Below are 24,237 nucleotides of genomic sequence, written 5' to 3' on the forward strand. Positions count from 1 at the left end.
GCCCGCTCAGATTGCCAGCCGCGTCAGGCGACGCTTCCGGCCGTAGATCAGATTCACCACCGCGCGCGTGCCCAGAATGGCCGTGAACATGGACGTCACGATGCCGATGGACAGTGTCACGGCGAAGCCCTGGATCGGCCCGGAGCCGAACAGGAACAGCACCACGGCCGCAATCAGGGTGGTGATATTGGCGTCGGCGATGGTCGACAGGGCCTTGGCGTAACCCGAGTGGATCGCCTGCTGCGGCGACAGCCCCGCCGCAATCTCCTCCCGTATTCGCTGGAATATCAGCACATTGGCATCGACAGCCATGCCGACCGTAAGAACGATACCCGCAATGCCCGGCAGCGTCAGGGTCGCCTGCAGCATGGAGAGCACGGCGACGATGAACACCAGGTTCAACATCAGCGCCATGTTGGCGATCAGACCGAACACCCGGTAGTAGAACGCCATGAACAGCACCACCAGCACAAAGCCGATCACCACGGCCATGACACCGCGGTCGATGTTCTCCTGCCCCATGCTCGGGCCGACCGTGCGCTCCTCGATGATGTCGATGGGTGCCGCCAGCGAGCCCGCACGGAGGAGCAGCGCCAGGTCACGCGCGGCGGTACTGTCTTCCAGACCGGTAATCCGGAAACGGTTCGAGAGCGGTTCCTGGATGGTGGCGACGTTGATCACCTCTTCGGTGCGCACGCGCTCACTCACCGTCTCGCCGTTCTGCTCCCGCGTCTCCTGCCGGGTTTCGATGAACACCACCGCCATGCTGTTACCCACGTTCTCGCGGGTCGCCCGGTTGAACATGTCACCGCCGGCAGAGCTGAGCCGGATGTTGACCTCGGGCCCACCGGTCTCCTGGTCGATGCCGGACGAGGCGTCGATGATGTACTCCCCGGTCAGCATGACCTCCCGCTCCATCACCACGTAGTCGCCATAGCGGGGGTTGCGGGCCGGGTACTTCACCGTACCGGGAGGAGCCGGATCATCTGCATCGCCGCGATAGGGGTAGTGGTCTTCGTCCACCATCCGGAACTCGAGCGTGGCGGTCGTGCCAATGATCTCCCGCGCCCGGGCCGTGTCCTGCACACCGGGCAGCTGGACCACGATGCGGCTGCTGCCCTGCTGCTGGATCACGGGCTCGGCGACACCCAGTTCGTTCACCCGGTTACGCAGCGTGGTGATGTTCTGCTGCACGGCGAAACGCTGGATCTCGCTCTGTTCCTCTTCCGGCACGGTGGCGATCAGCCAGTACTGGCCGTCACGCTCTTCCTGTGCCAGATCAAGCTCGCGATACTCGCCGCGCAGCTTGTCGTAGGCGCGCTCACGGTCCGCCGCATCGTTGAAGCGGGTCACGATGCGGTTGTCGTCGTCCACCTCGATGCGGCCGTAGCGGATGCGCTCCTGGCGCAGCTGATTGCGGAAATCGGTCTGGTAGCGCTCCAGGCTCTGGGATACGGCGGCATCCATGTCCACATCCATCAGAAAATGGACGCCGCCACGCAGATCCAGGCCCAGGTACATGGGCGCAGCGTTGATGGCCCGCAACCAGTCCGGCGTCGCCGGCGCCAGATTGAGCGCCACGGTCACATCGTTGCCCAGACGTGCGCGCAGCAGGTCCGCTGCATCCACCTGCGCATCCGAGCTGCCGAAACGAATCAGTACCCGCTCGTCGTCCACCTCGGTGGCGATGTAGTCCTTGCCTTCCTCATCGAGGACCTCCAGGGCCTGCCTCTCGATCTCGGTGGTCTCCACCGCGCCGCGCACCGGGGTGATCTGCACGGATGGATCTTCGCCGAAGAGATTCGGTAACGCGTACAGCGCACCCACCACGATGGCGACGATGAGGATCAGGTATTTCCAGAGCGGATAACGATTCATGTGAACAGGCAGCCTTGCGCTTATTTACCAGCCTTCTTGGCCTCTTCGGGTTCCACCTTGCCCTTGATCGTCCCCTTGGGAACCACCTGGGCAACCGCATTCTTCTGCACCTTCACCTGATTGTTGTCGTTGATCTCCACACTGATGAAGGTCTCGTCAACGTCGGTGATGCGCCCGAGAAGTCCGCCCTGCGTGATGACCTCGTCACCCTTGGCCAGCTCGGAGACCATCTTCTTGTGCTCTTTCTGGCGCTTCGCCTGGGGCCGGATGAGCAGGAAGTAGAAAATGGCGATCAGCAGGATCGGGAACAGCAGGGCGGTCCAGCCCGCACCTTCTCCACCCTGCTGGGCAAAGGCACTGGAGATGAAGAATTCCATGGATCAACCTCTTGTCGATGGCAAAAACGAGCCAAACAATGCATCCGCGGTCACGCGGGCGTCAACTATGCGCGCACCCGGGCAAACGGCCACGGTACCGGGTGCGCATTATGCCACAGGCACACGCCCGCCGCCCCATGACCGGCAAGCCGGCCATCGGTACGCGGCACCACTGCAATCCCGCGTTACAGGGCATCGATCCCTGCGGACTGCCGGGCGTAGAAGTCCTCGGCGTACGCATCCAGCCGCCCCGCCTCGATCGCCTCGCGCAGCTCGCGCATGAGCCGCTGGTAAAAGGCCAGGTTATGGATGGTTGCCAGACGCTTGCCAAGGATCTCGTTGCAGCGGTCAAGATGCTTGAGATAGGCGCGGCTGTAATGCAGGCAGGCATGACATTCACAGCCGGGCTCGATCGGCCGAGTATCCCGGGCGAACCGGCTGTTGCGAATGCGCAGCATGCCGCCGCGGGTGAACAGGTAACCGTTGCGCGCGTTGCGCGTGGGCATGACACAGTCGAACATGTCGATCCCGCGCCGCACCGCTTCGACGATATCCTGCGGCCGGCCAACGCCCATCAGGTAGCGTGGACAGCCGCCGGGGAGTTCCGGTTCCAGATGCTCCAGGACCCTGTTGCGCTCCTCTTCGGTCTCACCCACCGCCAGTCCGCCCACGGCATAACCGTCGAAGCCGATGGACCGCAGCCCCCGGATGGATCGACTGCGCAGGTGGTCGTACATGCCGCCCTGGACAATGCCGAACAGGGCGTTGGGATTGTCCCCGTGCGCCTTGCGACTTCGTTCCGCCCAGCGCAGGGAAAGCTCCATGGACTGCCGGGCCTCGGTTTCAGTCGCCGGATGAGGGGTGCACTCGTCGAAGATCATGACCATGTCCGAACCCAGCGCCCGCTGCACGGCCATGGACTCCTCCGGCCCCATGAACACGCGGCTGCCATCCACCGGCGACTGGAACGTCACCCCTTCCTCGCGGATCTTCCGCAGGGCGCCAAGACTGAACACCTGGAAACCGCCGGAATCGGTCAGGATCGGGCCCTGCCACTGGGTGAAGTCGTGCAGGTCGCCATGGGCCTGGATGATCTCGGTTCCGGGCCGGAGCATCAGGTGAAAGGTATTGCCGAGGATGATCTCCGCACCCAGGTCCTTCAGCTCGCCCGGGGTCATGGCCTTGACCGTGCCGTAGGTGCCCACCGGCATGAACGTCGGCGTCTCGACAGTCCCGCGCGGAAACGTCAGACGTCCGCGCCGCGCGGCGCCATCGCTGGACAAACGCTGAAACTCCATCATGCCCGGGCCTCCGCCGACGGGGGGTGAATGAACATGGCATCGCCGTAACTGAAGAACCGGTAGCGCCGGGCGACCGCATGATCATAGGCGGCCATGACATGCCGGTGCCCGGCGAAGGCACTGACCAGCATGATCAGGCTCGACTCCGGCAGGTGGAAATTCGTCACCAGGGCGTCGACGACCCGGAACCGGTACCCCGGGTAGATGAAGATGTCGGTCTCGCCCTGGAACGGTGACAGCTCGCCGTCGCGGGCGGCGCTCTCCAGCGCCCGCACCACCGTCGTGCCCACGGCCACTACGCGGCCACCGCGCTCACGGCAGGCCCGCACCTGCTCGCAGGTCCGCTCCCGGACCTGCAGCAGCTCGCTGTGCATGTGGTGCTCTTCCACGTTCTCGGCACGCACCGGCTGAAAGGTACCGGCACCGACATGCAGCGTCACCTGGGCCTGCTCCACACCCGATCCGGCAAGCCGTTCCAGCATCGCCGCATCGAAATGGAGCCCCGCCGTGGGTGCCGCCACCGCGCCGGGCTCCCGGGCGAACACGGTCTGATAGCGATCGTGATCGGCGGCTTCGTCGGCGCGCTGAATATAGGGCGGCAGCGGCACGTGGCCGTGGGCGTCCAGGTAGGCGAACAGGTCCTCGACGCCGTGAATCGACAACACGAAGCAGGCGCCGTCGCGCCCTTCCACCTCGGCCTCAACGCCGCCATCCAGATGGAGCCACGTCCCGGTTGCCGGGGCACGACTGACCCGCAGGTGCGCCAGCACCCGCCGATCCCCGAGCACCCGTTCCAGCAATACTTCAACGCGACCGCCCGACGCCTTGTGCCCGAACAGGCGCGCCGGAATCACGCGGGTATCGTTGAGCACCAGCAGGTCACCCGGCCGCAGTAACGACCCCAGGTCGGCGAATGCGCGGTCCGCCACCTGACCCGTGGTGCCATCGAGGCACAGAAGACGGCTGTCGGTCCGGCGTTCGAGGGGCCGCTCGGCGATCAGCTCCTGCGGGAGATCGAAATGGAAATCACGTCGGCGCATGGGAGGGTTCAGCACAAGAATATGGTGCCCCGGGGGAGAGTCGAACTCCCACGGCCAAAGGCCACTCGATTTTGAGTCGAGCGCGTCTACCAGTTCCGCCACCGGGGCATGGTGTTGGGCGTGCCACCCGTTAGACTCGCGGCCGCGCCACAGGGCGCGTAGTCTGCCACAAACCGGGGAAAAATGCCCAGCGGGCCCCGCTCGCCACCGGGGCCCCGCCGGAGGAGAATCAGTCCATGACTGCACGCCAGCCGTCGCGAATCTCGTCGCTGGTGCGCTCCTGCGTGTCGGGCTCAGGATAGCTCTGGTGTGTGTGCCAGGCGATCAGGGATTCGCGGACCAGTGCGGCCGCCACCTCCTGGTAGCGCTCCACGGAGACGCCACGATCCGGACGGTAGGCGCCGTCCAGCTCTCCGTCTTCGGACAGCGAGAGCACGACACGGAAGTTGATGGCTTCCCCGGCCCGGCGGCCATGATCGATCACGCCGGCGGAACGGGCACTGCGCGTCATATCGTACAGATGGTCGCCGTCGGCGTCGCGAATGACCACTTCGTAGCGGGGGTTCTGCTCACCGCGGGTCGTGACCACAATTTCGCGGGCGTCCAGCGGCAGAGGGGCAAGATCGGCCACCACCGCGGCCATCGCTTCATCCAGCGCGGCACTGGGCTGGGGATCATCCAGTGCGGCGCGATAACGGCTCTCCATGACAATAAGAATCAGAACAATCACCACCGTGGCCGCCGCGGCGAGCCCGATCCAGAGCTGGCGCCGGGTCTTGCGATCGTAAGCGTCCGCCTCGTCGAGGGTGCGTGGTTCGTTCTCGTTCGTCATTGATGAGCGCCTCCGGTTGACGGGCCAACGGCCCGGTGATTTTCATCCCCGCCTTTGACGCGCGGGAAGGGCCAGGGTTCCCGGCCGTCCAAGGGAAGGATAAACCACGATCGCGCACCTTACCCGCAGGAGAGAGAGACCCGCGCGATGCTTACGCCCTGTCCGCCTGCAGCCCGGCGAACGCGTCCTCCTCGCCGGTCACCGGATCCGGCATGCCCGGTGCAACGCTGCCCTGTAACCCGGCGAAATCGTGAAGGTCGGTGTCCGCCAGGTGCGACGGCCTCACGTTCTGCATGCTGCGCAGGATGACATTGAGCCGGTTCGGATCCTCCTGCTCCCACGCCTGCACCATGCGCTTGATCTCCGCGCGCTTGAGGTTGGGCTGCGAGCCACACAGGTTGCAGGGGATGATCGGGAACGCCTTGTGCCCGGCGTACTCTTCCAGATACTGCTCCGGCACGTACGCCAGCGGACGGATCACCACGTGCTTGCCATCGTTGCTCCTCAGCTTGGGCGGCATGGTGGCGAGACGCCCGCCATAGAAGAGGTTGAGGAACAGCGTCTCGACCAGGTCGTCGCGGTGATGCCCCAGGGCGATCTTGTTCATGCCCATCTCTTCCGCCGCAGTGTAAAGCGCCCCGCGGCGCAACCGGGAACACAACGAGCACATGGTCTTGCCCTCCGGGAGGACACTCTTGACCACACTGTAGGTATCCTGCTCCAGGATGCGGTAATTCACGCCGACGCTGTCGAGGTAATCGGGCAGAATGTGCTCCGGCCAGCCCGGCTGCTTCTGGTCCAGATTGACGGCGGTGATGTCGAACCGCACCGGCGCCCGTTGCTGCAGCAGCCGGAACATCTCCAGCATGGCGTAGGAGTCTTTGCCGCCGGAGAGGCAGACCATAATATGGTCGCCGTCCTCCACCATCCGGTAATCACGGATCGCATTGGCAGTGAGGTAGGTCAGGCGTTTTTCCAGGGACTTCAGATTCATCGCGGATTCCGGGCGGGTTGTTGCGATGGGGGTTTATACCATCCGTGCCGCCCCGGACCCAACCAGGCAAGCGGACCATCCCATGCAGCACGGCGACACCACAACCCAGCGCCCGCATGCCGTCCGGCTGGAGCCGCTGCGCCACCTGACGGGCTTCCTCCGCCGTTACCGCGGGCGCGTACTCGCTGCCGTAGTCGCACTGGTGGTGGCGGCCGGTAGCGTGCTGGCGGTTGGGCAGGCCCTGCGGCTGGTGGTGGACCAGGGGTTCCTCGGCGACGACCCGGCGCAGCTGGACAGGCTGCTGGCGCTGACCCTGGGTGTCATCCTGCTCATGGCCGCGGCGTCGGCCGTGCGCTTCTATCTGGTCTCGTGGATCGGCGAACGTGTGGCCGCGGACCTGCGCAAGGCGGTGTTCAACCACGTCATGCGCCAGGAGCCGGCGTTTTTCGAACTGAACGGCGTGGGCGAGATCCAGTCACGGCTGACCACCGACACCAGCGTGCTACAGACAATCCTGGGCTCGTCATTCTCCATTGCCCTGCGTAACGCGCTGCTGCTCGTAGGCGCCATCGCCATGCTGTTCGTGACCAGCCCGCGCCTGACCGCGCTGGTACTGGTCGGGCTGCCGGTGGTGCTCATCCCCATTCTGTTCTTCGGCCGTCGGGTGCGGCGACTGTCCCGCTCCAGCCAGGACCGCATCGCCGACGTCGGCAGCCACGCCGGCGAGACACTGCAGGCCATCCGCACGGTACAGGCGTTCGGTCATGAATCCGCCGACCGGGCGCGCTTTGAAGGCCACGTGGATACCGCGTTCACCACCGCCATGCGCCGCATCCGCCAGCGCGCCTGGCTGGTGGGCATGGCCATGGGGCTCGCGTTCACCGCCGTGGGCATCATCCTCTGGCAGGGTGGCCACGACGTGCTGGCCGGGCGTATGACCGGCGGCGAACTCTCCGCGTTCGTGTTCTACGCCGTCCTGGCTGCGGGCGCGACAGGCGCCGTGTCGGAGGTGTCGGGGGAGCTGTTCCGCGCCGCCGGGGCCACCGAACGGCTAATGGAGCTGCTCGCCGCGCGCCCGGCCATTACGGCACCAGACGAACCACAACCCCTCCGCCGGCCCGTCCAGGGCGCCGTCACCCTGGAGCGCGTGCGCTTCGCCTACCCGGCACGCCCTGCCGACCCCGTCATCGAGGATTTCGACCTCACCGTGGCACCGGGGGAACGGGTCGCCCTGGTGGGACCGTCCGGCGCCGGCAAGAGCACGCTGTTCGGGCTCCTGCTGCGGTTCTACGACCCGCAGGCGGGCCGCATTCTGTTCGACGGCCACGATCTGCGAGCCCTGGATCCTGCTGAACTGCGCGCACAGATCGGACTGGTGGCACAGGAGCCGACCCTGTTCACCGGCAACGCCTGGGACAATATCGGCTACGGACGCCAGGACGCGGATGCGGGCGCCATCCGCGAGGCGGCCGCGGCGGCGCACTGCACGGAGTTCCTGGATCGCCTCCCGGACGGCTTCGACACCCAGCTGGGCCCCGGTGGCGTACAGCTTTCCGGCGGTCAGCGCCAGCGCATCGCCATCGCCCGGGCCATTCTGCGCAATCCCGCCCTATTGCTGCTGGACGAGGCGACCAGCAGCCTGGATGCGGACAGTGAAGCGCGGATACAGGCAGCGCTGGTCGACCTCATGCGTGACCGAACCAGCCTGGTCATCGCCCATCGTCTGGCCACGGTGCAGTCGGCGGACCGCATCGTGGTTATGCAGCACGGGCGGATCGAGGCACAGGGCAGCCACCGGGAACTGATCGCAAGCAGCCCCGTATATGCGCACCTGGCGGCACTTCAATTCAGCACGGAGCCAGCTCAAACACCAGCAAGCAAGCATCCTGCCCGTGGGTGATGCTGCAATGCAGCACGCCTGATCTAAGAGTCGATTGCCACTGACAAAAACGATCTAAGCGGCACTATTTCGGTGTGCTATATAACGGTTCAGGCTCTTTCCCTACGACCACCGAGGTGGACCCGCTGGACACACGCACCCTTTGTCTCGGCGCTCTCACCGAAGGCGATGCCTCCGGTTACGAGATCCGCAAACTCCTTCTGGAGCGGTTCGGCCATTTTCTCGACGTGAGTTTCGGCTCCATCTACCCCGCGCTGGCCGCACTGCTGCAGGAGGGGCTGGTGGACTGTCAGGAGATCACTCAGCGCGGGCGGCCGGACAAGAAGCGCTACCGCATCACGGATGCCGGCCATGATGCGTTCGTGGCCTCTCTGCTGCAGTCACCGGGGCGGCACAAGACCCGCTCCGAGTTTCTCGCACTGCTGTGCTTCGCCCACTTCATGCCGCCGGAACAGGTCCAGTGGGTGCTGGACGAACGCCACAGCGAGTTCGAGGCCGCCATGCACGAGGCAGACCGCTGGCTGGCGGAGAGCGGCGACGGCACCCCCGCCGGTATGCGCTTTGCTGCCGGCTTCCGTCGTGCCCTCATGGCCGCCGCCTGCGACTACATCCGCGAGCACCGTGTGGAACTGAAGCAGCGCTGACACCCTCGCCCCGTGACCGCCCGGCCGGAACATGGCCACCGCAGTATCTTCCACCCGGGGTGACACGCTACCATCGGTGAACAAGCCGATAACGCTGTCTTCGCCATCACTGAATCAATAGGGCGCCACATTGCCTCACTCCCATGACGGCGATCGGGGCGCTGACCCGATCGCCCAGGCGCGCCACCTCGCGGATCTGGAACATCTCCGGGAACGCAACGCCCGTCTGGAACTCTTCGTGCGGCTGTCCACCCGGGCGGTTGCCGATATCAATGATGCGCGCGCCCTGACCCGGGACGCCCTATCGCAGCTCGCCACACACCTCCGCATTGTCGGGGTATTCGCCTGGAACGGCCCCGCCGAAGGCATGCTGCTGGTGGCGTCCACGGTGAAAGAGGCGACCGGGGGCGTACTGCGGCTGGACACCGATCTCACACCGCATGACCCGGCCGGCACGGCGTCCTGGGCGGACTCGTTCCGGTCGCTGGATGCCGCGCGCAGCGCCACCGGGTTGCCGTTGAGCACGCTGAATTCCCATGTCGTGCTGAATTGCCCGGTTACGGAGACGCTCCAGCTCGCCATCGCGCTGGTCGACAGCACGGACGACCCCATTCCCGCGGAGGACGTGGCCTATGCCGCGTCAGTGCTCAACCTGCTGGCGCTGATCCACGCCCAGGAGCAGCGCCAGAGCGAAGCGGCAACCCTCGCCTACACCGACCCGCTGACGGGCATCGCCAACCGGCGGGCGTTCGTCGACCAGGCAAACCGCCACATGGCCCTCGCCAGTCGCGAGAACCGCGCCATGGCGCTGCTTTTCATCGATCTGAACCGCTTCAAGGACGTCAACGATTCCTTCGGCCACAGTGTTGGCGATGAACTGCTCAACCAGATCACTGCGCGCATCAACGGTGTCTGTCGCACCAGCGACCTGCTCGCCCGCCTGGGCGGCGACGAGTTCGGCCTGTTGCTGCCGCTGACCAACGCGGACGGTGCGCTGGCCATGGCAGCACGGATCCACGACGCCCTGCTGGCCCCGTTCAGCCTCGCCGGGGAGACCATCCAGTGCGGCACCAGCGTCGGCATCGCGGTGTTTCCCGACCACGGTGAGACGGTGGACGACCTCCAGCAGGCCGCCGACGCCGCCATGTACAGCGCCAAACACTCGCAGGAACCGACCCGGGTTTACAGGCCGCCCCAGAACCAGAGCGCCCGCCAGACCCTGCTCATCGACCAGCGGCTGCGCCGGGTGATCAACGGCGAAGACGGTGCCATCGCGCTGCACTGCCAGCCCATCGTCGCCCTGGACGACGGCTGCGCCGTCCGCGAACTCGAAGTGCTCTCCCGGTTCGACACATCGGACATGGGGCGCCTGACTCCGGATCAGTTCATTCCCGTTGCGGAGCGCAACGGGTTGATCGTCGATCTGGACCGACTCATCCTGAAGCAGACTGTCGCCGCCATGGCGGGTTCGGACACGGTCATGTCCGTGAATATCGCCGCACCAACCCTGTACCACGCCGATTTTCCCGCGTACGTGAGCGAACTGCTCGACGCCTCCGGAATCGGTCCGCATCAGCTCTACCTCGAGATCACCGAACGGGTGGTCACCGACCCTGGCCGCGCGCTTGCCGCGCTGGAGGCGCTGTCCAGCGCCGGGGTGCGCATTGCTCTGGATGACTTCGGCACCGGCTATTCCTCCCTCACGGTCATCGCCGACCTGCCGATACATCGCATCAAGATCGACCGCCGCTTCGTCCAGCAGCTCGGCGCCGAGCACCCGTTGCAGCGGGCCATCGTGGAGAGCGTGGTGGCCATGGCCGACGGCCTCGGAGTCTCCCTGGTGGCGGAAGGCATCGAGACTCTCGCGCAGGAGCAGGCCGTCCGGGACCATGGGATACTGCTGGCCCAAGGGTATCGCTTCGGGCGTCCGGAACCCATGGAAGTTATGAGACCGCAGCCTGTGCCCGGCCTTGGGCACGAGCGTGGAACGTGATACGAGTACCTCAATGCAGAGCGCAGGCTGCAAGCCATGATCGGACTGATACAACACACCTTGCTGGTGCTGCTGGAGAAGGAAGGCGGCACCCCGCTGAAACGCCGCATCCTGACCGACTGCGGGCTGGCCCCGGAGACCTACTTCCCCATCCACCAGGATTTCCCCGACACCCAGTGCTCCGCATTGATCACCGCCACCGCCATGAACATGGGCATCGACGAGCGGACGCTCTGGGGCCTGTATGCGGACCACTTCCTGGCGGAGGCGCGGGAGATCTTTCCGCGGTTCTTCGAACTGGCCCCATCGGCCCGGGACTTTCTCCTGCGTCAACCCACCATCCACTGCGCGTTTGGCGCCGGGCTGCGCGACCCGGAGGCGCGGGAACAGGTACGGGACAAGTTCCAGATCACCGAAGACGGCGGCGACCTCATTGTGCGTTACCGCTCCCACCTGCAGCTATGCCAGCTCTACGGCGCCCTGGCTGAACGGGTATTGCGGCTCTATGAGGAACCGGGCAGCGTCGAGGAACTCCAGTGCCGGCATCAGGGACATGACGCCTGCACGTTCCGCATCAGCTTCCACAAGGATACCGGCAAGGCTGCCACGCAATGACCGATCGCCCCGGCCGTTCCGCGTCCTCCTCGACGCGGGAGGCCATCGCGCAGATTGCCAATACCCTCTGCGACGTCGTCGACAACCGCTTCGACCTGCGGGTGGACGTGGACAGCGACGATCTGGAGGTCCAGAAGCTGGCGATGCTGGTGAATTTCGTCCTGGAACAGATCCGCCGCAACCTCGGCGAAGTGGAAGAGGCGCGCGCCGAGCTGGAAAAGCGCGTTGTGGAGCGCACGGAACGGCTGAACCTGGTGATCGCGGGCGCCAACGACGGCGTCTGGGAATGGCTTCCGGACACGGATCAGCTCCTGGTCTCCGACCGCTGGCTGGAGCAGATCGGGCACCCGGAAAGCAGTCGCGACTGGACCACCGCCCGCTGGATCGAGCTGGTCCACCGACGCGACGCCCCGCGGATCCGGCGCGCCATCCGCCGTGTGCTCACCGGTGAGGACGAACACCTTCGTGTCGAGTTCCGTTTACGCGAGGACGTGCTCGGCCAGGAGCGCCTGATGCTGGCGCGCGGCGCCACACTGCGGGATCACCGGGGCCACGTCCTGCGGCTCGGCGGTACGCAGACGGACATCACCCGGCGATTCTGGAACGACCCGGAAACGGGGCTGTTCACCGAACGCGCACTGCTGGCGCACCTGGGTGACCTGGACCTGGACAGCGAGGACTCAATCGCCGTGATGGTCCGCATGCGCATTCTGGGCGGCTCGGCCACGTCCAGCCCCGAAGAGAGCCTGCGCGCCGTCCACCAGCACGTAGCCCACCGGTTGACGGACCTCATTCCCCACGGGCCGCTGCGGATCGGGCTGACCTCCGGCGACACAGTCACCGCCATCGCACCCGCGGCAACTGCACCCGAGCTAATCAGCGCCAACCTGGAAGGCCTCATGGAAACCACCCTCGTGGTCGGCAACGAACGCCTGTGGCTGCGTCCGGCGGTCGGCATTGCCGATACCAGCACACTGGAAAGCCGCGATCCGGCCATGCTGCTGGAGAGCGCCCGCACGGCCATGCGCGCCGTGCGCCAGCAGCCCGCGGGTGCGGTGACCCGGGTCTTCTCACGCCGTTTCCAGCAGCGGATGCTCGCCGACCGGGACGCCGAGAACGTGCTCGCCCAGGCGATCGGGCAGCAGTGGATCACGGCGCATCTGCAGCCGGTGGTGGACATGGCCACCGGCGGGGTTCACGCCTTCGAGGGCCTGATGCGGCTGCACCACCCGGAGCACGGGCTACTTCCGCCCGGCGTCTATCTGGATGCCGCGCAGCGCACCGGTTCCATCGATGCGGTGACCCGGCAGGCATTTGCCGCTGCGGCCGAGGCCATGCACTGCCCGGCCATGGCGGAGCGCTTCGGCGACGGGTTTCTGCTCAGCCTGAACATCGCCCCGGAGCAGCTGGCCAGCCGGACTGCGGCCGACGAACTGCTCGAACTCATCCACGATCTGGACACCCCTGTGCACCGGATCCAGCTTGAGGTCACCGAGCGCTCGGTGCTCAACGACCCCGCCCACGCCGCGAACGTGCTGAAGCGGCTCCAGGCCGCCGGCGCCATCATCGCCATGGACGATTTCGGCACTGGCTACTCCTCCCTGGCCTATCTGCAACAACTCCCCCTGGACGTGCTCAAGATCGACAAGAGCCTGGTGGATCCGGTGACCTCCAGCGACCGCGCCCTGCGGGTACTGACCACCATCGTCCGACTCGCCGAGGACATTGGCCTGCAGGTGGTTATCGAAGGCGTCGAGACAGAGGCACAGCTCCAGGCCGTCAGCCAGCTCGGCACCAACCTCTTCCAGGGCTTCCTGCTCGCGCGCCCACAGACACCCCAGGCATTCACCCGGCCCGGCTTCCTGGATCATATCGCTCATCTGCAGCATCGCCTCACCCTGCGCTGAGGCCCGACCGCGTCCGGATCCCGTGCAGCGCGTCACACCATCGCCGTCGCGATACCGATAGCCTTTACAGGTGTCGGGGTGGTGCAAGCGTGAAGGGCTCCGGCAGAAAAGAATTCAGCGGGTCAACCGCCTAGCAGGGGCACAACAGATGATCAGACGAGCAACCATTGCCGGCGGCCTGGCGGCCGCCACGGCGTTCACGGGTGTGCACGCCCATCCCATGGGCCAGCCGACCGGAGCCCAGCTCACCTACGGCGGCTCCGCGCCCCACGAGGTGGCCATCGCCGTCACCGGCAACCCGGCCGCCCCCTCCCTGGGTGAGCGCCGCGTGCGCGCCGGGCTGGCGAACATCGGGCTCGGCATCGAGATCGGCGAGGCGGACGACTTCGATCAGGATCTGGAGCGGATCGGGGATGATTTCGAGAAACTCGACAAACGTCTAGTCGAATTCGATAACACGCTTGAATCAATAAGTTCGCAGGAAGACATCGAAAAGGCAAAAGCCGATCTTGAGTCTTTGATAGGTGACATCACTGTCTTCGAGGACGACGCCAACACATTCGTGAGCGAAGTCTCCGATGCAGCTTACGTGAAGTTCAACGGCTCCCTTGGGGGGCCGGCCGCGCCACTTAGCATTCGGTCGGAACGCCTTGGAGGCGTTATTACAGTGGACTACGGCGCCTACATCGAAGGTCGCGCCGCGGTCGAATCGTCTGGTGACGCGTTCTCTACCGGGTTCGATCAGCTTCTGGACAGCAACGACGAACTCGATTCGGATATCGATATCACAGAGCTCAGTATCGGGGAAGACGACGCGGGATATCCGATCATCATGGACGGCGACAAAACACTGGCGACTCTGGAACCCAATGAAGATGCCGGCCTGGCGGTCCAGGGCGGAATCGTTGGCCGCCTTAGCGGTGGTTACTCGCGGGAGGTTATGAGCAACGCCCTGGGAACGCTGCACGCCGGCGCCACCCTGAACATGTACCAGGTCACCCTGGCCCGCTCGGGCGTCCTGCTGGACGAGGGTGACGACACCGAGGACCGGGCCGAGGACGAGTTCGGGGACAACCAGGAGACGTCCAACGGCCTCGGGCTGGACGCCGGGCTGTACTGGATGGCGGGCAGCTACTCCGCCGGCGCCACCCTGAAGAACATCAACGAGCCCTCCTTCGACTACCCGGATGTCTGCGGAAACGACCCCGACGCGCAGTCCTGCGCCTTCTTCAAGGCCAACCCCCAGGCCAAGCGCAACGGCAGCAGCTGGACCATGGAGCGGCAGATCACCCTGGAAGGCCAGGTGTTCACCCAGAACCGCCGCTGGGTGGCGGGGGCACGGCTGGACGCCAACAGCGTGGCCGACACCACCGGCGACGAGCACCAATGGGCGGCCATCCACGGCAGTTACGTGCCGCAGACCTTCTGGATCCCGAGCCCGCGACTCGGCTACAAGCAGAACCTGGCCGGCGAGGAGCTGAGCTACGTGATGGCGGGGGTGACCTATTTCCGCGCCCTGCACATCGACGCCGCCTATGCGCTGGAGACGGCATCGTTCGACGGCAACGAGATGCCGCGCTCGGTGCAGGTCAACGTCGCCCTGGACCTCCAGTTCTGACCTGGTAGCACGACACCCCCACGGGCCGGCGGCTGCGGCGCCGCCCGGCCCCGTGCCGATCGACCGTTTCTCCCTTCCCGACGGCAACCGGAACGCGTAAGGTAACGTCCGGCTGGCGGCCGCACCCGCGCCGCCGGCGCGCTGCATCCCCGTTGGCCCCATGCAGGAAGGACGCTCGCCTTGCGAGAATGGCTACTCATCCAGCAGATCTACGACGAGTGCTCCCGGGCGCGCATTCTGGCACTGCTTCTCACGCGGCACGTGGTCAGCTTCTCGGGGCTGGCGCTGTTGATCTGCGTGCTCTTCGCCATCTCGGCACTAGCCGTGGCGCCGCTGATCACCGAGGGCTGGTGGACGCCGGCCGTGGTGGTCGTGGTGGTGCTGCTCATCGGCCTGCTTGGCGGGCTGGTGCTGGAGGACCGCGCCATGGCGGTGATCCAGGCACGGGAAGGCTCAAACCGGCAGAATGCGCTCCTGCGCCGCTACCGCCGCGGCATGCTGGGCGCCCGGTATGCACTGTTCCGCGAGCGGCTGCAGGAGCACCCGCAGTTCACCCCCGCGACCCTCGAGAGCGCCCTCACATGTTGTGATGCCGAGCGGGAGATGCGGCGGCGCGGCTACCCCGCGGCCAGCACCGGCCCCGCCGTGCTGGCGCTGCTGACCGCGTTCGGGCTGCTCGCCGCGGCCCCCTACGTGGCCGAGCACGGCCTCACCGCCCTCGCCCAGTGGTCCGGGCTGGGGCTGGCGGCCGTGGCATCGCTGCTGCTGGCCTGGCGCGCGGCACAGCCGGCCCTGTCGGACCGGGAAGAGCTCCGCTGCATGCTGGTCTGGGCACTGGAGGAAGCACGAGCCGAGACGCCGGACCCGGACTCGGGCCGCCTCACGCGCTGACGGCGTCGCCGGCACGCAGCCGTTCCGCGGTTACTTCACTGATGGAGCGACACCCCGCCAGCGCCATGGTCAGCTCGAAATCCGCTTTCAGGTTGGCAATCACCTCTCCGACCCCCGCCTCCCCGGCGATGGCCAGGCCGTAGCAGTAAGGGCGACCGATGCCCACCGCCGTGGCCCCCAGCGCCAGCGCCTTGAACGCGTCAGCGCCGCCGCGCACGCCGCTGTCCAGGATCAGGGGCATCCGCCCGTCCACGGCATCGCGGATGCGCGGCAATTGCTCGATGGTGGACACGGCACCGTCCACCTGCCGCCCGCCGTGATTGGACACGATCAGCCCGTCCACCCCGTAGTCCACCGCCCGGCGGGCGTCATCCGGGTCGAGAATGCCCTTGAGCACGATGGGCAGCCGGGTGTGCTCCCGCAGAAAGGCAAGATCGTCCCAGGTCAGGGTGGGTCGCGAATACGTGGCGATAAACCGGCGGACGGCCGTCAGTGCGCGCCCGGAGCGGAGGCTGGCCAGAGTTCCTTCAGGAAAAGCCCGCGCCGCCTGCAGCACGGCGCGCAGGGTGTGCAGATTCACCGGCGGGCGCACGTTCCGGGCGTCCGCCGGCAGCGGTTCATCCAGCGAGTCCAGAAACACCGGGTCGGAGGTGTACTGGGCAATCCCCCGGCCGCGCAGAAACGGCAGATAGGCCAGGTCCAGATCGCGGCTGCGCCAGCCCAGCAGCGTGGTATCCAGGGTGACCACGATGGCTGTGCATCCGCAGCGCTCGGCGCGCTGCACCAGGCTCTTCACCAGCGTGTCGGACTTGCTCCAGTAGAGCTGGAACCAGCGCGGCGCATCCCCCATGGCGGCGGCACAGGCCTCCATGGGCCGACTTGCCTGGTTGGAGAAGATATACGGCACCCGCGCCCGGGCGGCCGCCCGCGCGACGGCCACATCCGCATCCCGGTGCGCCATTTCCAGCACGCCCACGGGCGAGAGCAGAAAGGGTGACGGCAGGCGCTGACCGAACAGGGTGATCCCGGTGTCCCGTTCGCCCACGTCGCGCAGCATCTGCGGCACGATCTGCCACTGCCCGAAGGCGGACCGATTGCGGGCAACGGTATCCTCCCGGCCGGCGCCTCCCGCAATATAGGCGAACGCCTGCGCACTCATGCAGCGCTCGGCCCGGGCTTCCAGCTCCCCGTAGTCGGTGGGCACTCGCGGCGGCTTCGCCGCCAGCCCGCGGCTGTAGATGGCCCGCTGGCGTTCCATGGGCCCGTTGGTTGCGGCGTTCTCCGCTGCATTGCTCATAATGCTGCTTTCCTCGCGTCGTTATTATTCCCGGTTTTCTGCGATGCCATGCATACCACAACATGCGGGATTCAAGTACGCTCGAACGAATGTCTCACTCAGTCATCACAGGAGCGGTGCGTTGGAATCGACAGGTCCCCAGGCGGTTGGACTCAGCGGCGAACGACTCGGCCGGATCAGCCGGTGGATGCGCGAGCACGTGGAGCGGGAGCGGCTGGCGGGGGCCAGCCTGCTGATCAATCGCGGCGGCGAGACCGCCTATTTCGACGCCTGCGGCTACCTGGATCTGGACGCGCGGTCTCCGGTGACGGCGGACTCCATTTTCCGCATCTACTCCATGACCAAGCCCGTGACCAGTGTCGCGGCGATGATGCTCTACGAGCAAGGCGCATTCCAGCTCGACGACCCAATCGCCCGGTTTCTGCCCGAGTTCGAGAACATGGAGGTGCTGGTCGGCGGCGATGCCGACAACCCGCAGTGCGAGCCGGCGCACACGCTGATCACCATGCGGAACCTGCTCACGCACACCGCCGGGCTCACCTATCATTTCTTCATGGCATCACCGGTGGATACGCTCTACCACCGCCACGGCATCAGCTTCAACGCACCGGACACGGAACTGGGCGAGATGGTCTCGCGACTGGCGGGGATGCCGCTGCTGTTCCACCCCGGCACCCGCTGGAACTACGGCGTCTCCACCGACGTGCTCGGCCGGGTGGTGGAGGTGATCTCCGGCAAGCCGCTGGACCGTTTCTTCCACGACGAGATCCTCGAACCACTGGCCATGCACGACACCGGCTTCGGGGCGACCCTCGGGCAGCAGGATCGCCTGGCCACCATGTACACCTCCAGCACCCGTATGCCACCCCCGCGCATCGGGCCACAGCCAACGGAACTGCCGCCGGAGCTGACCGGCGGACTCACCGAGTTCAATAACCCCGCAGGCGGCCAGTTCCACGCACCGGTGACCATGTTCTCGGGGGGCGGCGGGCTCACATCCACCATCGGCGACTACCTGCGCTTCTGCCTGATGCTGCGTAATGGCGGTGAGCTGGACGGCGTCCGGCTACTCGGCCGCAAGACGGTGGAGTTCATGCAGATGAACCATCTGCCCGGTACCATGGCGGACATGGGCGAGCCGCGCTTCAACAGCTCGCACATGGGCGCCGGGCTTGGCTTCGGGCTCGGCTTTGCGGTCGTGCTGGACCCGGCCCTGGCCGAGACCATGGGCTCACCCGGCGAGTATTTCTGGAGCGGCATGGCCAACACCCAGTTCTGGATCGATCCGGAAGAGGACCTGATCGTGATCCAGATGGCCCAGCTCATGCCGTCGAGTCTGCTGCCCATGCGGCGGGAGCTGCGCTCGCTGGTCTATCAGGCCATTGTTGACTGACAACCCTCGGGAGAGCACCGATGCAGAAGGTCTTTCTGGTCGACAACGGTTCGCTACGGGCCACGTCGACGCTCAACCTGCGGCGCGTGGCCGCGGCGCTCACGGAGCGCACGGGCACCGAGGTGGAGCCGGTATCGCTGCTCCACTCCAACAAGGTGCCGGCCGCCGACCTGGGCGGCGAGGCCGCGAAGACGTTCGGCCCCGCCGCCACGCGCTGGGCCCGGGAAGGCGTGGACGATTTTCTCATTCTGCCGTTCTTCTTCGGCCCCAGTCGGGCGCTAACCGAGTACATCCCGGAGCGGGTCCGTACACTCCAGGAGCATTTCCCGAATGTCCGCGTGCGCGTGGCGCCCAGCCTGGTGGACCCGCTCGGCCCCACCGATCTGCGGCTCGCGCATCTGCTCCGCGACGGCGTCGAGGGCGCGAAGGGCGGCATGGAACGGCCAGCCGTGGCGCTGGTGGATCATGGCAGCCCGATCCCGGAAGTCACTGCGGTGCGTAATGGACTGGCCGGGCAGCTGAGTGTGCTGCTTGGCGATACGGTATCGCGGGTCGTGGGCTGCTCCATGGAGCGCCGGGACGGTGACGCCTACCGCTTCAACGAACCGCTGCTGGAGCGCCTGCTCGATGTACCGGGCTTCCGGGATGGCGAGGTCATCATCTCCATGCTGTTCCTCTCGCCGGGCCGGCACGCAGGCGCGGAGGGCGACGTGGCCACCATCTGCCGCGAAGCGGAGGCACGCAATCCCGGACTGCGCACCGTCATGACCCACCTGGCCGGCGAGCACGGGGGCATCGTCGAGATACTGGCCGACCGGCTGAACCAGGGGCTGCACGGAGAGCGGGTCCTGCTGGAACAGACACCGGACCAGCTCACACCCGCCCTCCCCTGACGCGGGCACCACCGAGGGATGCCGACCACGGGCCGGCATCCCGTGACCCGCGTCACAGTGCAGCCACCGCGCCCTTTCAGTACCAGTTGAGTACTCAATAGAATCGAACGCTCCAAAAACGAAAATTCATTCAATGGGAGCGCGAGATGTCTGTTAAGGACTTTTTCTTCTTCGACCGCATGATTGCCCCGATCCTGATCAAGATCCTGTTCTGGCTGGGTCTGGTGGTGATCGTCCTGTCGGGGCTGGCCATAATGTTCAGTGGCGGCATGATGGGAGGTGCGGGCATGCACCAGCAGAGCGGCATGACTTTCGGCAGTTTCCTCGGCGGGCTGTTCTACATCGTCTTCGCCGGGCTGTTCCTGCGCGTGTTCTGCGAGTTCTGGATCGTGCTGTTCAGCATCAACGACCGCCTGCGGGAGATCCGCGACAACGGCCAGAATCTCTGAATGACGGCCTTGCGTGCCGCCCGACGGGCGGCACGCGGCTGGATCAGTCAGCGTCCATTACATCCATGATCGCATCACGACGCCGCTGCACCGCTTCGATATCCGCATCTGGCACATCCTCGAACATCCCGGAAAACGCATCCATCTGCTGCTGGATCTGCTCGCGCATCCGGACCTTCTGCTCGTCCGACAGTTGCGGGTGCTCTTCAATCTCCCGCAGCGCCCGCTCCATCTCCTGTTCCCGTTCCGGGTTCATGCGCATCTCGGAAGCCATCATGGCGCGGAATATGCGGTCGCCAACACCGGCCCACTCGTTCTCATCGCTATAGCCGTGGCGACGGATGATGCCCTGGATCTCGTCATGCTCTCTGGCCGTGTCCGCCAGCATGGCTTCGAAATCCATGTCGTCGATGTGCTCAGGAGATTCGAAATCTTCGTCCAGATCATCGTGGGTCGCCGACCACTCCTGCAGTTCGCTCATGGAGCCGAGCCACTGATCGATGGTGGCATCATCCAGGGCCTGGGCCGTGGTGAATCCACCGAGCGCTGCCACGGCGACGAGCAGAATGGAGATACGCTTCAACATGGGGTCACCCTCTTCTTGTTGTGTCCTCGTCGGACAGCTTAGCAGCCCGGACCGGCACGCGCCCACACGTCCCCTCGCGCGGCAGTTCTGCTAGGGTGACAGCAATGTATTCGGGCATCCCCGGTCAGACAAGATAAGGAGAACCCTCCCATGAAGACCCGTGCCGCCGTGCTGCAGGAAATCGGTCGCCCTGCCCCCTATTCGAACAGTCAGCCGCTGGTGATCGAGGAACTGGACCTGGACCCGCCCCGCGAAGGCGAAGTGCTGGTGCGCATCAAGGCCGCCGGCCTCTGCCACTCGGATCTCTCCGTGATGGACGGCAACCGGCCAAGACCCGTGCCCATGGCCCTGGGCCACGAAGCCGCCGGCGTGATCGAGCAGGTGGGGCCCGGTGTTCGGGATCTGCGCGAGGGCGACCATGTGGTGGCGGTCTTCATCCCGAGCTGCGGCCACTGCGGACCGTGCGCTGAGGGGCGGCCAGCCCTGTGCGAACCGGGCGGCAAGGCCAATAACGAGGGCGTGATGATTGGCGGCGGACACCGGCTGCGCCGGGCCGATGGCTCCACCGTCAACCACCACCTGGGCGTGTCCGGTTTCGCCGACTACGCCGTAATCTCCACCAACTCGTTGGTCCGCATCGACCCCGAACTGCCGTTGACCCATGCCGCGCTCTTCGGTTGCGCCGTGCTGACTGGTGTTGGTGCGGCCGTGAACTCCGCGGACGTGCGCCCCGGCCAGAGTGTCGCGGTCGTCGGGCTTGGCGGTGTGGGGCTGAACAGCGTCATGGGTGCCCTGGTTGCCGGAGCATCCGAGGTCGTGGCCGTCGACGTGGACGACAACAAGCTCGCACTGGCCCGGCAGCTTGGTGCCACGCTGACCTTCAACAGCAGCGAGGACGGGAGTGCGGATCGCATTCGCGAGGCCACGGAGGGTGGCGTGCATAGCGCCATAGAGATGGCCGGCTCGGAGAAGGCGCTGGAGTTCGCCTACCGCATTACCCGCCGCGGCGGAGTCACCGTCACCGGTGGGCTCGCGCATCCGGAACGCCAGGTCTCGATTCAGCAGGTCAGCCTGGTGGCCGAGGAGCGGACCCTGCGCGGCAGCTACGTGGGGAGCTGCGTACCGGTGCGCGATGTGGCCCGCTACGTGGGCCTGTTCCGGCAAGGCCGGCTGCCCGTCGACCAGCTCCTTAGCCGTACCCTGACGCTGGACGCCATCAACGATGGCTTCGACCGCCTGGCCAGTGGCGAGGCGGTGCGGCAGGTCATCGTCTTCGACGACTGACCGGCGTCAGATACTGAAACGGCGGAGACGCCCCTCCAGCTCTCCGATCACATCCCGGAGCTGGTGGTTGCGGGAGACATTGTCGCTGGACTCCCGCGCCGTCTCCGCCGCGCTCGCGCTGATCTCCTCGACCTGCGCCGTGAGATCTTCCACCACCTGGCGCTGTTCTTCCGCGGCGCTGGCGATCTGTCGGCTGTTGTCGGCGATACCGCCGATATGCCCAGTGACGCCCTCAACCTGGTTGCGGGCGGTGTCCAGTTGCTGTGCTCCGCCAGAGGCCTGATCGGCACCGTCGCGCATGATGCTCGCGCTGGCGGCAGTATGCGACTGCAGCGCCTCGATCTGCGCGTCGATCTGCTCTGTGGACTGGTGTGTCCGGCTTGCCAGCGCCCTCACCTCCTCGGCGACCACGGCAAACCCACGCCCCTGATCGCCGGCACGGGCGGCCTCGATGGAGGCGTTCAGCGCCAGCAGGTTGGTCTGGCCGGTGATGTCACGAATCACGCCCACAACTTCACCAACGGTGCGGCTCTGTTCCTCGAGCTGCGCCGCGCCGTCCGCGGCGGCGTTCAGCGCCCTTTCCAGTTCCTGCACCTGCCCGAGCGTAGCCTCCATGACCTGCCGGAGTTCGCCGGACTGCCGGTTGGCGTCTTCCACCGCCGACGCGGAGGCCTCGGCGTTCTGCGCCACTTCACCGCTGGTGGCGGTCAGCTCGGTCATGGCGGAGGAGATGGACTGCAGCCGGCTCTGCTGGTCTCTGGCGCGGTCGTGCACCTCACCGGCTCCGGTCTCACTGCGATCAGCCAGCCCGCGCACTTCGTCCAGCACCCTGACCGCCTCGGCCACGACACTGTTCACCCCCTCCACGAACGTATTCATGCCCTGCGCAAGGGGCGTGGAGGCCCCGTGCAGCCGGAACCCCAGGTCGATACGCCCGTCCCGCTCCTGCAGGTGACCGGCAATCACGTCCAGCTCAGCCGCCTGCACGCCTTCGCGATGGAAAACCCGTGCCAGGTAAACCAGCACGATGGCCTCAAACACCACGAATGCCGCGTGCACCGCCACCAGCCACGCGTCACCGCGCTCCATGATGTACACGGGCGCCCCCGTGTGCTGCAGGTGATGGAATACCACATGATGGACGGCAGTGGTCGCGGCGCCGACCACCACGGGCAGCCAGTCCCGGTAAACCAGCAGAAAGGCCAGCAGCACAAAGATGGCGAAGTGGAACTCGATCAAGCCCCGGGACTGGTGGATCAGCAACCCAGCCATGACCATGTAGGCTACCCCCATCAGCGCCCGTGTCAGCCGCGCTCCCGGCAGCTTCCAGGCGACGAACGCGGCCAGCAGCAAGGTTGGCACGCCCACCAGCACCGGTGCATGCCAGGTGCCGGACCAGCGCATGATGCCAACGGAGAGCAGCAACGCGATAGCTATCACAATCAGAGAGAGCCGGTCGCCGCGGCGGTACGTCTCGGCCAGCCTGCTTTGTACTTCGGTCATGGAATCAGTCCCCGAACCAGGGTGTCCCTACCCGCCCAATGAAAGCTGCGTTGTTAATGCATATTACTTGTACATATCTTGTACTTTATAAGAATAGGAGAGAATGCTGCAGAAAGCGTGATCCGCATCACAGCCCACCCGATCTGCGGCCACAACCTGTCCTCTCCCGTACTCGCATGACACCATTGGGGGTAACCGGATCTATTGACCCAGATCAAAACGTGGCCAGCGGGCAACCGTCCCCTTACGTCAGCGCCGCTGGCCGTGGTAACTAGAGATAACGATTCGCGAGCCGGAGGAGAACGTCATGCAATCGCCCGCACCGATTTTCGAACACCACCTCGACCAGACGCCGGCCAATTACGTCCCGCTGTCGCCCCTGACCTTTATCGAACGCACGGCTGCGACCTACCCCGAGCGCACTGCGGTGGTTCACGGCAGCATCCGCCGCACCTGGGCCGAGACCTACGCTCGCTGCCGCCGTCTCGCGAGCGCGCTGGAGCGCCGCGGCATCGGCAAGGGCGACACCGTGGCCGCCATGCTGCCCAATATCCCGGAGATGCTGGAGGCCCATTTCGGTGTGCCCATGGTCGGTGCCGTACTGAATGCGCTCAACACGCGGCTGGATGCCGACGCCATCGCCTTCATGCTCGGCCATGGCGAAGCCCGCGTGCTGATCGCCGACCGCGAGTTCGCACCGGTGATCCACGAGGCACTGAGCCGTGTCGATCGCGACATCCTGGTGATCGACGTGGACGACCCGGAGTACGGGGAAGGCGAGCCGCTCAGCGATCTGGACTACGAGGCGCTGCTGGCCGAGGGCGACCCGCAGTTCCAGTGGC

Annotated in this window: 21 protein-coding genes and 1 tRNA gene; 12 read left to right on the forward strand and 10 right to left on the reverse strand. The window is 66.0% G+C overall.

The features are described from left to right. Nucleotides 1-6: 6 nt before the first annotated feature. The 7 genes from secD to ttcA all read right to left on the reverse strand — a co-directional run bounded on the left by secD (nucleotide 7) and on the right by ttcA (nucleotide 6,422). Nucleotides 7-1,878, reverse strand: coding sequence for a protein translocase subunit SecD (secD, locus tag ACNSTU_RS05040; RefSeq protein WP_290634604.1), 1,872 nt, complete (start codon nucleotides 1,876-1,878; stop codon nucleotides 7-9). Nucleotides 1,879-1,898: 20 nt separating this feature from the next. Beyond that, nucleotides 1,899-2,255, reverse strand: coding sequence for a preprotein translocase subunit YajC (yajC, locus tag ACNSTU_RS05045; RefSeq protein WP_290634602.1), 357 nt, complete (start codon nucleotides 2,253-2,255; stop codon nucleotides 1,899-1,901). 185 nt (nucleotides 2,256-2,440) lie between these two features. After that, nucleotides 2,441-3,553, reverse strand: a complete 1,113-nt coding sequence (gene tgt, locus ACNSTU_RS05050) for a tRNA guanosine(34) transglycosylase Tgt (RefSeq protein WP_290634657.1) — start codon at nucleotides 3,551-3,553, stop codon at nucleotides 2,441-2,443. Then, complete coding sequence (gene queA / locus ACNSTU_RS05055) at nucleotides 3,553-4,596, reverse strand: tRNA preQ1(34) S-adenosylmethionine ribosyltransferase-isomerase QueA (RefSeq protein WP_290637840.1); 1,044 nt, start codon at nucleotides 4,594-4,596, stop codon at nucleotides 3,553-3,555. Before queA ends, tgt begins: the two co-directional genes overlap by 1 nt. 22 nt (nucleotides 4,597-4,618) lie before the next feature. Next, nucleotides 4,619-4,704: transfer RNA gene (locus ACNSTU_RS05060), tRNA-Leu, on the reverse strand. Nucleotides 4,705-4,825: 121 nt separating this feature from the next. Further along, a complete protein-coding gene (locus tag ACNSTU_RS05065) occupies nucleotides 4,826-5,428 on the reverse strand; it encodes a hypothetical protein (protein WP_290634598.1) in 603 nt (200 codons plus the stop codon). 151 nt (nucleotides 5,429-5,579) lie between these two features. Further along, on the reverse strand, nucleotides 5,580-6,422 hold the full coding sequence (gene ttcA, locus ACNSTU_RS05070; protein ID WP_418212142.1) for a tRNA 2-thiocytidine(32) synthetase TtcA: 843 nt from the start codon (nucleotides 6,420-6,422) through the stop codon (nucleotides 5,580-5,582). Between the two features lie 82 nt (nucleotides 6,423-6,504). On the opposite strand from ttcA, the gene ACNSTU_RS05075 reads away from it, so the two are divergent. From ACNSTU_RS05075 to ACNSTU_RS05105, 7 genes are all read left to right on the forward strand, one after another. Continuing rightward, nucleotides 6,505-8,322 carry an ABC transporter transmembrane domain-containing protein gene (locus ACNSTU_RS05075; protein ID WP_418212143.1) on the forward strand — a complete coding sequence of 606 codons (1,818 nt, stop codon included), beginning with the start codon at nucleotides 6,505-6,507 and terminating at the stop codon, nucleotides 8,320-8,322. Between the two features lie 116 nt (nucleotides 8,323-8,438). Next, nucleotides 8,439-8,966, forward strand: coding sequence for a PadR family transcriptional regulator (locus ACNSTU_RS05080; protein ID WP_418212144.1), 528 nt, complete (start codon nucleotides 8,439-8,441; stop codon nucleotides 8,964-8,966). Between the two features lie 130 nt (nucleotides 8,967-9,096). Beyond that, nucleotides 9,097-10,959, forward strand: coding sequence for a putative bifunctional diguanylate cyclase/phosphodiesterase (locus tag ACNSTU_RS05085; RefSeq protein WP_418212145.1), 1,863 nt, complete (start codon nucleotides 9,097-9,099; stop codon nucleotides 10,957-10,959). 36 nt (nucleotides 10,960-10,995) lie between these two features. After that, on the forward strand, nucleotides 10,996-11,574 hold the full coding sequence (locus ACNSTU_RS05090; RefSeq protein ID WP_418212146.1) for a heme NO-binding domain-containing protein: 579 nt from the start codon (nucleotides 10,996-10,998) through the stop codon (nucleotides 11,572-11,574). Beyond that, the gene (locus ACNSTU_RS05095) at nucleotides 11,571-13,481 is read left to right on the forward strand and encodes an EAL domain-containing protein (protein WP_418212147.1); all 1,911 of its coding nucleotides are present in this window, start codon (nucleotides 11,571-11,573) and stop codon (nucleotides 13,479-13,481) included. Before ACNSTU_RS05090 ends, ACNSTU_RS05095 begins: the two co-directional genes overlap by 4 nt. 148 nt (nucleotides 13,482-13,629) lie before the next feature. Further along, nucleotides 13,630-15,099: a conjugal transfer protein TraF gene (gene traF / locus ACNSTU_RS05100; RefSeq protein ID WP_418212148.1), complete on the forward strand. Its 1,470-nt coding sequence runs from the start codon at nucleotides 13,630-13,632 to the stop codon at nucleotides 15,097-15,099. A gap of 180 nt (nucleotides 15,100-15,279) precedes the next feature. Further along, nucleotides 15,280-15,990, forward strand: coding sequence for a hypothetical protein (locus ACNSTU_RS05105; protein WP_290633238.1), 711 nt, complete (start codon nucleotides 15,280-15,282; stop codon nucleotides 15,988-15,990). On the opposite strand, the gene ACNSTU_RS05110 is transcribed toward ACNSTU_RS05105, so the two are convergent. Further along, nucleotides 15,980-17,287 carry a lactate 2-monooxygenase gene (locus ACNSTU_RS05110; RefSeq protein WP_290633240.1) on the reverse strand — a complete coding sequence of 436 codons (1,308 nt, stop codon included), beginning with the start codon at nucleotides 17,285-17,287 and terminating at the stop codon, nucleotides 15,980-15,982. The genes ACNSTU_RS05105 and ACNSTU_RS05110 overlap by 11 nt on opposite strands. A gap of 121 nt (nucleotides 17,288-17,408) precedes the next feature. On the opposite strand from ACNSTU_RS05110, the gene ACNSTU_RS05115 reads away from it, so the two are divergent. From ACNSTU_RS05115 to ACNSTU_RS05125, 3 genes are all read left to right on the forward strand, one after another. Next, on the forward strand, nucleotides 17,409-18,680 hold the full coding sequence (locus ACNSTU_RS05115) for a serine hydrolase domain-containing protein (RefSeq protein ID WP_418212149.1): 1,272 nt from the start codon (nucleotides 17,409-17,411) through the stop codon (nucleotides 18,678-18,680). 20 nt (nucleotides 18,681-18,700) lie between these two features. Then, a complete protein-coding gene (locus ACNSTU_RS05120; protein ID WP_418212150.1) occupies nucleotides 18,701-19,573 on the forward strand; it encodes a sirohydrochlorin chelatase in 873 nt (290 codons plus the stop codon). A 146-nt stretch (nucleotides 19,574-19,719) separates the two neighbouring features. Next, entirely contained in the window at nucleotides 19,720-20,022 is a 303-nt protein-coding gene (locus ACNSTU_RS05125; protein WP_290633246.1) for a DUF4282 domain-containing protein, read from the forward strand. 43 nt (nucleotides 20,023-20,065) lie between these two features. Here the strand turns inward: ACNSTU_RS05125 and ACNSTU_RS05130 are convergent, their stop codons facing one another. Next, nucleotides 20,066-20,608 carry a hypothetical protein gene (locus tag ACNSTU_RS05130; RefSeq protein ID WP_290636976.1) on the reverse strand — a complete coding sequence of 181 codons (543 nt, stop codon included), beginning with the start codon at nucleotides 20,606-20,608 and terminating at the stop codon, nucleotides 20,066-20,068. Between the two features lie 150 nt (nucleotides 20,609-20,758). Here ACNSTU_RS05130 and ACNSTU_RS05135 point away from each other — a divergent pair, with 150 nt between their 5' ends. Beyond that, complete coding sequence (locus ACNSTU_RS05135) at nucleotides 20,759-21,892, forward strand: zinc-dependent alcohol dehydrogenase family protein (protein ID WP_418212151.1); 1,134 nt, start codon at nucleotides 20,759-20,761, stop codon at nucleotides 21,890-21,892. Between the two features lie 6 nt (nucleotides 21,893-21,898). Here the strand turns inward: ACNSTU_RS05135 and ACNSTU_RS05140 are convergent, their stop codons facing one another. Further along, nucleotides 21,899-23,395 (reverse strand): methyl-accepting chemotaxis protein, encoded by a 1,497-nt coding sequence (locus tag ACNSTU_RS05140; protein WP_290633252.1) that lies wholly within the window; start codon nucleotides 23,393-23,395, stop codon nucleotides 21,899-21,901. Nucleotides 23,396-23,702: 307 nt separating this feature from the next. Here ACNSTU_RS05140 and ACNSTU_RS05145 point away from each other — a divergent pair. Beyond that, the coding region (locus ACNSTU_RS05145; RefSeq protein WP_418212152.1) for an AMP-binding protein at nucleotides 23,703-24,237 on the forward strand (535 nt) is incomplete at its 3' end.

The organism is Aquisalimonas sp. APHAB1-3 (genome assembly GCF_048323695.1).
In the GTDB taxonomy this organism is placed as follows: Bacteria; Pseudomonadota; Gammaproteobacteria; order Nitrococcales; family Aquisalimonadaceae; genus Aquisalimonas.